Here is a 12,152-nt window from a genome sequence, read left to right as displayed (position 1 = left end):
GAGGTGGCGGGCCGGGTGGTCCGGCCCGCCACCGCGGCGCGGGCGGCGCGGCGCTCACGGGGTCGACATCCAGCGGTCGCGCAGCCCGACCAGGACGGCGATGGAGACCACCAGCAGCACCAGCGAGAGCGCGATCGCGGCCTCCGGGTCGGACTCCATGGCGAGGTAGACGGCGAGCGGCATGGTCTGGGTCTTGCCCGGGAAGTTGCCCGCGAAGGTGATCGTCGCGCCGAACTCGCCGAGCGCGCGGGCCCAGGCCAGTACAGCGCCGGCACCGATGCCGGGGGCGATCAGGGGCAGGGTGACCCGGCGGAACGCGGTCAGCCGGGAGGCGCCCAGGGTCGCGGCGGCCTCCTCGTACCGAGGGTCGGCGGCCCGCAGCGCGCCCTCGACGCTGATCACCAGGAACGGCATCGCCACGAACGCCTCGGCGATCACCACGCCGGTGGTGGTGAAGGGCAGCGTGATGCCGAAGGCGGAGTCCAGCCAGGAGCCGACGATGCCGCGCCGGCCGAGGACCAGCAGCAGCGCCACACCGCCGACCACCGGTGGCAGCACCAGCGGCAGGGTGACCAGCGCCCGGATGACGCGGCGGCCGGGCAGCTCGGTGCGCGCGAGCAGCCAGGCCAACGGCACCCCGAGCAGCAGCGACACCGCCGTGGCCGCCGTCGCGCAGACCAGCGAGAGGCGCAGCGCCTCCCAGACCTCGGCGCTGGTGAGCTGGTCGGACAGCGTGCTCCAGGGTGCCCGGACCAGGAGCCCGACCAGCGGGAGGATCAGGAACGCCAGCCCGAGCAGCGCCGGGAGCAGCAGCGCGACCGGGACGCGGTGTGGGCGCCGCCGTCGGCGCGGCATCCCCTTCCCTGGGTGCGCCGCGCCGCCGGTGCCGGTGTTGTGACCGGTGCCACCGGTGCCGGTGGCACCGGTGGTCCCGGTGGTGCGTCCGCTCACGGTGCCTGGAAGCCCGCCGCGGTGAGTACCTGCGTGGCCTCGGGCGACTCGATGTAGGCGACGAAGGCGGCGGCGCCGTCCTTGTTCGGGGCCTTGGCCAGCGCGGCGATCGGGTAGTCGTTCACGGCCTTGTCGGCCTCGGGGAAGTCCACGCCGTCGATCTTCGCAGCATCGGCCTTCACATCGGTCTTGTACACCAGGGAGGCGTCGACCTCGCCCAGCTCGACCTTGGTCAGCGCGCCCTTGACGTCCTGCTCCAGGGTGACCGGGGTCAGGTTCACGTTGCCGGCCTTGAGCGCGGTCAGGGCGGCGGCGCCGCAGGGCACCTCCTTTGCGCACAGCGCGACCTTGACGCCGGGTGCGGTCAGGTCGCCCAGGCCCGCGATGTGCTTGGGGTTGCCCTTGGGGACGGCGATGGTGAGCGTGTTCTTGACGAAGGTCTTCGACTCGCCGCTGACCCCGCCCGCGTCGGTGACGGTCTTCATGGTGGCCGGGCTCGCGGCGGCGAAGACGTCGGCGGGGGCGCCGGAGTTGATGCTGGTGGCGAGGCCGGAACTGCCGCCGAAGTTGAACTTGACCTTGGCGCCCGGGTTGGCGGCCTCGAACTTCCTGCCGAGTTCGGTGAAGCTCTCCTTGAGCGAGGCGGCGGCGAAGACGTTGATCTCGCCGGAGGCCTTCGGGGTGCCGGCCGACCCGCTCGCGGAGGCGCCCGCGTCGCCCGAGCTCTTGCTGCCGCCGTCGCTGTCGCAGGCGGTGACCCCGAGGCCGAGGGCGAGGGCCACGGCGGTGGCGACGGCGACTCTGCGCGTGGTGGTCGTACGGGTGCTCATCGGTGGTTTCCCCTCCTGGGCGCGCCGGAAGGGCGCGGGGACTCGGTTGCAGATGCGGCCATTAAGGCGATCATAGTGTCGCAAATACGAGTGAAAGTTTGCCTGCCGCATTGCACAGGCAGGGTGCATCAAGGGCGAGTGCCCCGCCGTGGGGAGCCTCAAACGGCGCCGCCCCCGGAAGCCCCGCCTCCCGGAAGCGTGCTCACGGAAGACCCGCCCCCGGAAGACCCGCCCCCGGAAGACCCGCCCCTGGAAAACCCGTCGCGGCGAAGCGCCCCGGGGCGCGACAGTGGTCACCGTCCGTACGCACCGCCGGCCGACCGGCCGAGCCAAGGGGAGGAGTACACCCATGTCCACGCTGCGCGTCACCGCCGAGCGGCTGACCATCCTGGCGCACCCCAACGCCGACGCACTGGAACTCGCACAGGTCGGCCTCTACCGGGCGGTGGTCGCCAAGGGCGCGTACCGCAGCGGCGACTACGCCGTGTACATCCCCGAGCAGGCGGTCCTGCCCGGCCCGCTGATCGAGGAGCTGGGGCTGACCGGACGGCTGGCCGGCGGAAACGCCGACCGGGTCAAGGCGGTCCGGCTGCGCGGGGAACTGTCGCAGGGCATCGTCTGCCGTCCCGGCGCGCTGGCCGGCACCGACCTGGCGGCCGCCGCCGAGCGCGGCGAGGACTTCGCCGACCTGCTGGGCGTCACCAAGTGGAAGCCGCCGGTCCCGACGTCGATGAACGGCGACGTGGTGAGCGCGCCGGATCTGCTGCCCTGGGTGGACATGGAGAATCTCAAGCGTTTCCCGGGCGTCTTCGAGCCGGGCGAACCGGTGGTGCTGACCGAGAAGCTGCACGGCAGCTGCTGCCTGGTCACCTACCACGCCGCCACCGGCGAGGTACAGGTGTCGTCCAAGGGCATCGGGGCCCAGGGGCTGGCGCTGGCCGAGGACGAGCGGAACCTGTACTGGCGGGCGGTCCGGGCGTACGGCATACCGGCGGTGGCCGCCCGGCTGGCGGAGCGTCTCGGCGCCGAGCGGGTCGGCATCTTCGGCGAGGTCTTCGGCGCCGGTGTGCAGGACCTCACCTACGGCGAGTCCGGCCGCGCCGAGCTGCCCGGTTACGCCGCGTTCGACGTCTCGGCGGTGCTGGACGGACAGCTGCGCTGGCTGCCGGCCGCCGAACTGCTGGACGGCCGGCTGCCGCTGGTGCCCGAGCTGTGGCGCGGGCCGTTCGACCCGGACACCGTGCTGGCGCTGGCCCAGGGGCGGGAGACCGTCTCCGGGCGCGAGCTGCACCTGCGGGAGGGCGTGGTGATCCGCCCGGTGGCCGAGCGCTGGAGCCCGGTGGTGGGCGGGCGGGCCATCGCCAAGGTGGTCAGTGACGCCTACCTGACCCGCAAGGGCGGCACCGAGTACGAGTAGGCGCAGCCGGTGGGCGTGTGCGGCCGGGGCGGCACATGCCGGTTGATGTACGAGCCGCGGCCGGGCGCCGGCGCTGCACGCCAGGGGCGTGCGGGGCGGTCGTGGGTGATCCGCGACCGCCGTTGTGAGCCCTTCTCCATGTGATTACCAGTCAGTTAAGTTCGGGGGACGGTACTGGAGGAGGAGACAGATGACCACCGCTGCCCAGATACCCGGCCCGTCCGGACTCCCGTTGATCGGGTCGATGCTGGACCTCACCCGGCGCCCGCTGCAGACCTACCTCGCCGCCCGGCGCGACTACGGGGACGTGGTCCGCTTCGTCGCCGGACCGCCCGGGCTCCGCGCCGAGTTCTTCATGGTGTTCTCCCCGGAGGGCGCCCACCAGGTGCTCGCCGGTGAGGCGGCCAACTTCCGCAAGGACAACGGCTTCTACGACGAGCTGCGGACCAGCATCGGCAACGGCCTGCTGACCAGCCAGGACAACGACTACCAGCGCCAGCGCCGGCTGATCCAGCCGCTGTTCACCCGCCGCCGGGTGGACGGCTATGTGGACGCCATCGCGCTGGAGGCGGATGCGCTCATCGAACGCTGGCGGGCGGTGCCCGGCGGTGTGGTGGACGCGGCGGACGAGATGTCCCGGTTCGCGCTGCGCGCCGTCGCCAGGATCCTCTTCGGCTCCGACGTGGAGGCGGCGGTGGAGGTGGTGCACCGCAGCTTCCCGGTGCTCGGCGAGTACATACTCGAGCGGGGTTTCTCCCCGGTCCGCATTCCGCGCGCCTGGCCCACGCCCGCCAACCGGCGCAACGCCGAGGCGCAGCGTGACCTCTACGGGATCTGCGACCAGATCATCGCCGAACGGTCGGCCCGGGCCGGGGCCGTCGAGACGGACGACCTGCTGGCACTGCTCGCCCGGGCCCGGGGCGAGGACGGCGCGGGCCTCGATCCGACGGAACTGCGGGACCAGGTCCTGATCTTCCTGCTGGCCGGGCACGAGACCACCGCGACCTCGCTCGCCTTCGGGCTGCACCTGCTCGCCCGGCACCCGGAGGAGCAGCGCCGAGCCCAGCGCGAGGCGGAGGCGGCGCTCACCGGCCGGTCGCCGACCGCCGCCGATCTGGAGGCCCTGCCGTACATCACCCAGGTGTTGAAGGAGGCGATGCGCCTCTATCCGGCGGCCGCGCTGATGGGTCGGCGCTCGGTGGCCGAGACGGTGATCGGCGGGCACGTCGTCCCGGCGGGCGCGCAGGTGATCCTCGCGCCGTGGGTCACCCACCGCCACCCCGACCACTGGGCCGACCCGGACCGCTTCGATCCGGACCGTTTCCTGCCCGGCCGGGAGAAGGAGCGGCACCGCTACGCCTGGTTCCCGTTCGGCGGCGGTCCTCGCGCGTGCATCGGGCAGCACTTCTCGATGCTGGAGGCGGTGCTGGCGATGGGGGTGCTGCTGCGCGACTTCGACATCGAGGCGGTGGACCACGAGGTGGCGCTCGCTCAGGGGATCACCCTGCGGGCGGACAGCCCGATGCGGATCCGGCTGACGCCGCGGGGCTGACAGGCTGACAGACGGGCGGCGGCCGGCAGAAAACAGATGACAGAAAACAGATGTCGGATAACAGATAACGAAAGTCGTCATCTGTTCGCCGTCCTCCAGGGTGGCACCGGGGTCGACCCGTTCGAGCGCGGGCCCGCCCCGGGTGGTGCGGTGTGCGCGGAAGGGGTGGGGGGTGCGGGCGGAGGGGGTGCCGCCCACCGGGACGGCACCCCCTCGCTCGTCTCCACTCGTCCGATCGCCCGCGGCTCAGCCGCGCGACTGGAAGACGATCCTGGTCCAGCTGGAGCCCGGGCAGTTGCCCCAGACCGCCCACGGCTGCGGTCGCGCGCCGATCCACAGGCCGGTGGTGGAGGTGCCGTTGGCGCAGTAGGTGATGGTGCGCAACTCGCCGGAGTAGATCGTGCAGTTGCCTTCCCAGCGCCAGCCGTAGTTGGCGGTGATCACGCAGTGGTAGGAGGCGGCGATGGCGTCGGCCGTCGTCACGCCGGATCCGGCGGTGATGGACTGGTCGGGGACCGGCTCGGCGGTGGCCGGCAGGGCGGTGGTGCCGAGCACGCCGAGGGCGGCCACGGCTACCACGCCGAGCTTGGTGAAGGTCCTGGCGATACAACCTGACATGGCGTTGTCTCCTCGCTCATGGGGGTTCGTCCCGGCCGGGTGCGGTGCTGGTCGGAATTCCCCGACGCCACCCGACCGGTAACACAATGCACACGAATGACTGCGAAGAGTGAGACGACGAACTATGATGTGACCTGTGTCACAACTAGGCCTTCAGGGTGCCGATTTCCGAGGGGAGCGGCATGGAGCTCAGTGGTCGGTGCACAGGTGGGCGGGAGCCGGATTTCGGCGACGCCGGAGGCGTGCCCGGTCGCGCCCCGGATCCTGGGGCCGCGAATCCCGGCGCGGCTGATTTCGACCGGGTGTTCACGGAGCTGCTGCCCCGGCTCCATCGGGCGGCCGCCTCGCTCACCGGAAGTTCGTTCGCGGCCGGTGATGTGGTGCACGACGCGTATCTGCGAATAGCCCGGCGCCCCGAGCACTTCCTCGGCCATCCGCAGCCGTATGCCTACGTGTTCACCACGATGGCGAACATCGTGCGCGACCAGTGGCGCCGGGAGCGCCGCCGGGCGGCCCTGTCGGGGCCGGTCGAGGCCGAGTTCGGTGCGGCCGATCCCTTCGGCGGCGGGGTGGGCGAACTGCAGGCGCACTGGGAGGTGGTCCGGCTGCTGCGCTGTCTGACCGTCAAGCAGGCCCGGGTGGTGGTCCTGGTCGACCTCGACGGCTACAGCGTCGACGAGGCCGCCGAACTGCTGGGTGTGCACCGCAGCACCCTGGCGGTCACCCGGCGCCGCGCCCTGGGGCGGCTCCGAGCCGTCCTCGAACACGAACACGAACACGAACACGAACACGAACACGAGCGCGAACGCGAACGCGGCCGCGAACCCGCCGTCGAACCCGAACCCGGCCCCGGCCCTGGCCCCGAACCCGGCCCCGGCCCTGGCCCCGGACCCAGGCCCGGCCCCGGACCGGCGTCCGGTGCCGAAAGAGCTCCCGACGCACCGAACTGACGATGTGTCAGCCGATCCGCCGCCCCGGCCCGTACGCTGCGAATCGTGATCACGTACGAGGAGCAACGCCACCGCGCCCTGGCCGGCGAGGGCCGCTGGTCCGAACTGCTGGGTGTCTACCGGCAGGCCCGGGCGGCGGCCGTCGTACGCGGCGGTGAGGACTGGGCGGGGGTGGAGACCGCGCCGCTCGGCCATCTGATCGCCTACGCCGCCCCTCCCGAGCTGGCCGTCCGGCTGTTCGACCCGGACGGTGGCCCGGGCACCGCGGCCGGGGTCGCCGACCACGATGCCGGGCCGCTCTGGGAGGTACTGGCGACCCGGCACTCGTGGCTGCGGCTGGCCCCGCTGCTCACCCCCGCGCCGGTCCGCCGGCTGGTCGCGCACACCCGGGTGCTGATCGGCGAGGACCTCTCGTACGGCGCCGAGCCCGCCCCGGAGGGCGTGCCGTTGCTGCTGGAGCCCTGGGAGTCGGCGGGCTGGGGCGAGGGCGCGCGGGTCCGGGAGTACCTGCCGTCCGGTGGCTCGTGCAGCGCGCTGCTCACGCTCCCGGCCTCCCGGGAGGGGCTGGGCCCGGTGACACTGCCCGCGCCGGGCGCCCGGCTGCGTGGCCAGCGGGCGACCAGGGCGCTGGCCGCACTGGTGGGCTGGGCGGACTGGGCGGAGGTGGCCTGCGTACGCGGGCCGGCGCCGCAGGCGGTCGCACAGCTCGCCCCGGGGGCGCGGGTCACCGGGGGGTACCTGTCGTTCGCCGCCGCCTACCCGGCCCTGGTCCATGCGGGCGTCGCGGACCGGTCGCACGGCTCGGCGCACGGGCGGCTGGCCCTCTGGCGGGCGCTGGCCGCGATGGCCGGCGCCGACGGGCCGGACCGGGCCGAGGTGAACGCCCTGGTGGCCCGGATGCGCTGCTTCACCTGGTGCGACCCGGCGGACGGTCTGCGTCATCTGCATCTCGCGGTCGAGGACCCGGCGTCCGGCCTGAGCTGGGCGGTCGGCGGCTCCGAGGAGTTGTAGGGCCGGTCCGGCAGCCCCTGGCATCCTTCGGGGCCGCAACCGCGAACCCCCGGCCCGGCGCCGCTCGGGGGTTGGGCGAGGCGCCGGACCGGGGGAGAAGGGGAGGCTCAGGCGGCCGCCGGGGTGGGCGCGGGCGTCGGCTGGGCCCCGCCGGGTACGCCGGTCCCACCGGGCACACCGGCTTCGCCGGACCCCGCGTGGGCGTCCGCCCCCGGGTGGCCGTGCGCGTCGACCAGCGTCCGCTCGTCGAACGGAACCGCGCCCGCCAGCACCTGCCGGGCGCGCTCCCGGTCGAACTCGCCGGTCCACTGCCCGACCAGCACGGTGGCGACGGCGTTCCCGGCGAAGTTGGTCAGCGCCCGGGCCTCGGACATGAAGCGGTCGATGCCGACGATCAGGCCGACCCCGTCCACCAGCGCCGGCTTGTGCGACTGCAGCCCGCCCGCCAGGGTGGCCAGGCCGGCGCCGGTGACCCCGGCCGCGCCCTTGCTGGCGATCACCATGAAGACCAGCAGCGACAGCTGCTCGCCGAGCGACATCGGCTTGTCCATCGCCTCGGAGATGAAGATCGACGCCATGGTGAGGTAGATCGCGGTGCCGTCCAGGTTGAAGCTGTAGCCGGTCGGCACCGTGATGCCGACCACCGGGCGGCTGACGCCCAGGTGTTCCATCTTGGCGATCAGCCGCGGCAGCGCGCTCTCCGAGGAGGAGGTGGAGAGGATCAGCAGGAACTCGCGGCCGAGGTAGCGCAGCAGCGCGAACACGTTCACCCCGGCGACCAGGCGCAGCAGCGCGCCGAGCACCACGACCACGAACAGCGCGCAGGTGACGTAGAAGCCGATCATGATCACGGCGAGGCTCTTCAGCGCGGCCGTGCCGGTCGCCCCGACCACCGCGGCCATCGCGCCGAACGCGCCGATCGGTGCCACCCACATGATCATCGCCATGATGCGGAACACCAGCCGCTGCATGTGCTCGATCCCGCGCAGCACCGGGGCGCCGACCGGGCCCATCGCCTGGAGGGCGAAGCCGGCCAGCAGCGCGACCAGCAGGGTCTGGAGCACCTTGCCCTCGGTGAGGGACGAGACCATGGTGGTCGGGATCATCCCGAGCAGGAAGTCGGTGGTGGACTGCGCCTCGCCGGCGGCGGCCTGGGCGTGGCCGGACTTGGCGAGCGCCGCGGTGAGGTGGAGGCCGGAGCCGGGCTCCAGCAGGTTGCCGACCGCCAGGCCGATGGCCAGCGCCACGGTCGACATGGTGAGGAAGTAGCCGAGGGCGAGCCCGCCGACCTTGCCGACCTTGGCGGCCTTGGTCACCGAGCCGATGCCCAGCACGATGGTGCAGAAGATGACCGGGCTGATCATCATCTTGATCAGGTTGACGAAGCCGGTCCCGACCGGCTTGAGGCCGACCGCGAAGCCGGGCGTGGCCAGTCCGACCACGACGCCCGCGACCACCGCCGCGATCACGGCGAGGTAGAGGTAGTGGGTGCGGTCCTTCGCTCTGACCCCGGCCGGCCGACCGGCCGGCCCTGCGACTCCGGTGATGGACATCTGCGGCTCCTTCGCCCTTGCACGTCCGGCAAGTCCTGGCGGCCCCGGGTGGTGGGCCGCTCCGACTATGGGCCCGCCTCGTGACGAAGGTCACGTTTGTGTTCATAGAGTTCACGGCACGCGGTGGCCGGCGGCTCTGCTCCGGGTGTGGTGCACACTGTCAGGCATGTCCGTGCGCACCCTCCCCGCTCCGCGCCGGCTGGTCCGCAGTCTGGCCGGGCAGCTCTTCGTCGTCCAAGTGGTCATCGTCGCCGCGGTGGTGGCGGGCGGCGCCGTGCTCGCCTACCTGTTCACCGCCGGCCGCACCGAGGCCGCGGCCCGCCGCCAGGTCACCGCCGTCGCCCGCGCGGTCGCCGATTCCCCGTCGGTGCGGGCCGCCGTCGCCGGGCCGGACCCGTCCGCGCTCCTCCAGCCGTACGCGGAGCAGGTGCGGGCGGACACCGGGGTCTCCTTCGTCACCGTGATGGACACCGCCGGGGTGCGCTGGACCCACCCGCTGCCCGAGCAGATCGGCAGGACCTTCCTCGGGCACATCGACTGGGCGCTGGCGGGGGAGACCCGCAGCGAGACGTACACCGGCACGCTGGGCCCGTCGGTCCGCGTCGTCACGCCCGTGCTGGACGACCGGGGCCGGGTGGTCGCGCTGGTCAGTGCGGGCCTCACGGTGCAGTCCATCTCCGCCCAGCTGCGCGGGCCGCTGCTGGCCCTGGCCGGTGTCGCGGTGGCCGCGCTCGCCCTCGGCGGGCTCGGCACCTACCTCGCCAACGCCCGGCTGCGGCGGCACACCCACGGCATGGGGCCGGCCGAACTCAGCCACCTCTACGAGTACCACCAGGCCACCCTGCACTCGGTGCGCGAGGGCCTGGTGCTGCTCGACCGTGGGCACCGGGTGGTGCTCTGCAATGACGCGGCCCGCGAACTCCTCGGCCTGTCGGGGGAATTGGAGGGGCAGCCGATCGCCGGTCTGGGCCTGCCGGAGGCGCTGCTCGACGCCGTGCTCGGCGCCGGGCCGGCGCGCGACGAGGTCCACCTCACCGCCGAGCGGGTGGTGGTGCTCAACACCTCCGTCATCGGCACCGGCCTCGGCCGGGTCGTCACCCTTCGCGACCACACCGAACTGCAGTCCCTAAGTGGCGAGTTGGACTCCGTCCGGGGCTTCACCGAAGCGCTCGGCACACAGGCGCACGAGGCCGCCAACCGGCTGCACGCCGTCGTCTCGCTGATCGAACTCGGCCGCCACGAACAGGCGGTGGAGTTCGCCACCGCCGAACTCGCCCTCGCCCAGCAGCTCACCGACCGGGTGGTCGCCGCCGTCGGCGAACCCGTACTGGCCGCCCTGTTGCTGGGCAAGGCCGCCCAGGCGGCCGAGCGGGGAGTGGACCTGACCCTCACCGAGGACAGCCGCATCGACGACGGTGTGCTGCCGCCGGACCTCTCCGACCGCGATCTGATCACCGTCCTCGGCAACCTGCTCGACAACGCGGTGGACGCGGCCGTCGCCGGCGCCGCCGGGAACCCCGCCCCGCCCGAGGTCGCCGTCACCGCCCGGATCGACGACGGCCACCTGCTGCTGCGGGTCGCCGACACCGGTGCCGGGATCGACCCGGCCGCCGTGGACGACGTGTTCCGGCGCGGCTGGAGCACCAAGCGGGACGCCCGCGGGCACGGCCTCGGGCTCGCCCTGGTCGCCCAGACCGTCCGGCGCAACGGCGGCACCGTCGAGGTCGGACGCGAGCACGGCGCGGTGCTGACCGTCCGGCTGCCGCTCACCCCGGCCGCCCGGCCGCAGCCGGCGGTGGCCCGGTGACCCCCGCACCTCCCGCCGTGCCGCCGACGCCGGCCGGACCGCCCGCGATCTCCGTCCTGGTGGTCGAGGACGACCCGGTGGCCGCGGCCGCCCACACCCTGTACGTCGAGCGCGAACCGGGCTTCCGCGCCGCCGGGACGGTGCACAGCTGCGCCGACGCCCTGCGCTTCCTGGGCCGGGCCCGCGCCGCCGGGACGCCCGTCGACCTCACCCTGCTCGACCTCTACCTGCCGGACGGCCACGGGCTCCAGCTCTGCCGCGGCCTGCGCGCCGCCGGCCACACCACCGACATCATCGCCGTCACCTCCGCCCGCGACCTGGCCATGGTCCGCCAGGCGGTCTCGGCGGGGGTCGTCCAGTACCTGCTGAAACCCTTCAGCGGCGCCGCCCTGCACGACCGCCTGGAGCGCTACGCCCGCTACCGCGACAGCCTGGGCCGTACCGGCGAGGCCACCGGCCAGGACGAGGTCGACCAGGCCCTCGCGCTGCTCCGCACCCCCGAGCGCACCGACCTGCCCAAGGGTCTCAGCGCCCCCACCCTGGACACCGTCGCCACCGTCCTGCGCGAGGCCGCCACCGGCCTCTCCGCGGCCGCGGCCGGCACCGAGGCCGGCGTCTCCCGGATCACCGCCCGCCGCTACCTGGAACACCTCGTCGACACCGGCCTCGCCGTCCGCGAACCCCAGTACGGCACGGTGGGCCGCCCCGAGCTCTGCTACCGCTGGCGGGGCAGGTGAGCCCCGGAGGCCGCCGCCCGGGGCGACCGCCCCGGACCCGGACGTGCGACCGTGCCGCCACCGGTGCCGACTACGGGTGGACCCGGGTCGCCAGGGCGAGGTACCGGTCGTCCCGGTCCGTGTAGCTGTCCAGGTGCCAGTGGGAGGCGGCGAGGAGGGGGCGCAGGCGGGGTTCGGCGCGCAGGTCGTCGGGGGTGAGGGCGCGGCCGTGGCGGGCGGCGAGGGCGGCGCGGCCGACGGGGTGGAACAGGGCGAGGGCGGCGCCGGGGCGGGTGACGCGGGCGAGTTCGCGCAGGGTGCGGGCCGGGTCGGGGAGGTGGGAGATCAGGCCGGCCGCGAACACGGCGTCCAGGGCGGCGCCGGGCAGCGGCAGCCGGGCGCAGTCGGCGCGCAGCAGGGGCAGGGCGCGGCCGGTGCCGCAGCCCGCGTCGAGGACGGACTGCCCGGGCCGCAGGCCGAGTTCGGCGATCGCGGCCGCGTAGCGCGGGCCGTCGTCGGGGAAGCGGGCGTCCCAGTCGGCGGCGCGGGTGGCGAAGAACTCGCGGGTCCGGGCGAGTTCGGCATCGTACGGCGAGGACGGGGGCAGCTGCGGCATGCCCGGAAGAGTAGCGCGCGGGCCGTAACCACCAGGGCGGTCGCTCGTTGGAGAAGCGGGGTTCGTGTCACTCGCCAGGGTGGTTCTCGCTGCCTGTGGGGGGAGCCGACACCAACGGTCGGTAAAGTTAG

At 73.7% G+C, this 12,152-nt stretch carries 11 protein-coding genes; 6 read left to right on the top strand and 5 right to left on the bottom strand.

Annotated features, from left to right (window positions below; all coding sequences use genetic code 11):
- Positions 1-54 precede the first annotated feature (54 nt).
- Positions 55-855 carry an ABC transporter permease gene (locus tag ACIO5D_RS04680; protein ID WP_363608683.1) on the bottom strand — a complete coding sequence of 267 codons (801 nt, stop codon included), beginning with the start codon at positions 853-855 and terminating at the stop codon, positions 55-57.
- A 92-nt stretch (positions 856-947) separates the two neighbouring features.
- Positions 948-1,781, bottom strand: coding sequence for a molybdate ABC transporter substrate-binding protein (gene modA, locus ACIO5D_RS04675; RefSeq protein WP_400793923.1), 834 nt, complete (start codon positions 1,779-1,781; stop codon positions 948-950).
- Positions 1,782-2,130: 349 nt separating this feature from the next.
- On the opposite strand from modA, the gene ACIO5D_RS04670 reads away from it, so the two are divergent.
- Together ACIO5D_RS04670 and ACIO5D_RS04665 are read left to right on the top strand one after the other, a co-directional pair.
- The gene (locus tag ACIO5D_RS04670) at positions 2,131-3,198 is read left to right on the top strand and encodes an RNA ligase (ATP) (protein ID WP_400793922.1); all 1,068 of its coding nucleotides are present in this window, start codon (positions 2,131-2,133) and stop codon (positions 3,196-3,198) included.
- A gap of 190 nt (positions 3,199-3,388) precedes the next feature.
- On the top strand, positions 3,389-4,750 hold the full coding sequence (locus tag ACIO5D_RS04665; protein ID WP_400793921.1) for a cytochrome P450: 1,362 nt from the start codon (positions 3,389-3,391) through the stop codon (positions 4,748-4,750).
- Positions 4,751-4,996: 246 nt separating this feature from the next.
- Here ACIO5D_RS04665 and ACIO5D_RS04660 read toward each other — a convergent pair whose 3' ends face one another.
- Positions 4,997-5,368: a hypothetical protein gene (locus tag ACIO5D_RS04660; RefSeq protein ID WP_400649651.1), complete on the bottom strand. Its 372-nt coding sequence runs from the start codon at positions 5,366-5,368 to the stop codon at positions 4,997-4,999.
- Between the two features lie 302 nt (positions 5,369-5,670).
- Here ACIO5D_RS04660 and ACIO5D_RS04655 point away from each other — a divergent pair, with 302 nt between their 5' ends.
- Positions 5,671-6,318, top strand: a complete 648-nt coding sequence (locus ACIO5D_RS04655; RefSeq protein WP_400793920.1) for an RNA polymerase sigma factor — start codon at positions 5,671-5,673, stop codon at positions 6,316-6,318.
- Positions 6,319-6,363: 45 nt separating this feature from the next.
- The gene (locus tag ACIO5D_RS04650) at positions 6,364-7,329 is read left to right on the top strand and encodes a hypothetical protein (protein WP_400793919.1); all 966 of its coding nucleotides are present in this window, start codon (positions 6,364-6,366) and stop codon (positions 7,327-7,329) included.
- Between the two features lie 107 nt (positions 7,330-7,436).
- Here the strand turns inward: ACIO5D_RS04650 and ACIO5D_RS04645 are convergent, their stop codons facing one another.
- A complete protein-coding gene (locus ACIO5D_RS04645; RefSeq protein ID WP_400793918.1) occupies positions 7,437-8,882 on the bottom strand; it encodes a cation:dicarboxylate symporter family transporter in 1,446 nt (481 codons plus the stop codon).
- 166 nt (positions 8,883-9,048) lie between these two features.
- Here ACIO5D_RS04645 and ACIO5D_RS04640 point away from each other — a divergent pair, with 166 nt between their 5' ends.
- Positions 9,049-10,689, top strand: coding sequence for an ATP-binding protein (locus ACIO5D_RS04640; protein ID WP_400793917.1), 1,641 nt, complete (start codon positions 9,049-9,051; stop codon positions 10,687-10,689).
- On the top strand, positions 10,686-11,426 hold the full coding sequence (locus ACIO5D_RS04635; RefSeq protein WP_400793916.1) for a response regulator: 741 nt from the start codon (positions 10,686-10,688) through the stop codon (positions 11,424-11,426). Before ACIO5D_RS04640 ends, ACIO5D_RS04635 begins: the two co-directional genes overlap by 4 nt.
- Before the next feature lie 70 nt (positions 11,427-11,496).
- Here ACIO5D_RS04635 and ACIO5D_RS04630 read toward each other — a convergent pair whose 3' ends face one another.
- Positions 11,497-12,021: a class I SAM-dependent methyltransferase gene (locus ACIO5D_RS04630; RefSeq protein WP_400793915.1), complete on the bottom strand. Its 525-nt coding sequence runs from the start codon at positions 12,019-12,021 to the stop codon at positions 11,497-11,499.
- Between the last annotated feature and the right edge of the window lie 131 nt (positions 12,022-12,152).

This window comes from Kitasatospora sp. NPDC087315 (assembly GCF_044744345.1).
Classification (GTDB): Bacteria; Actinomycetota; Actinomycetes; order Streptomycetales; family Streptomycetaceae; genus Kitasatospora.
This window is presented reverse-complemented; position numbering and strand designations above follow the sequence as displayed.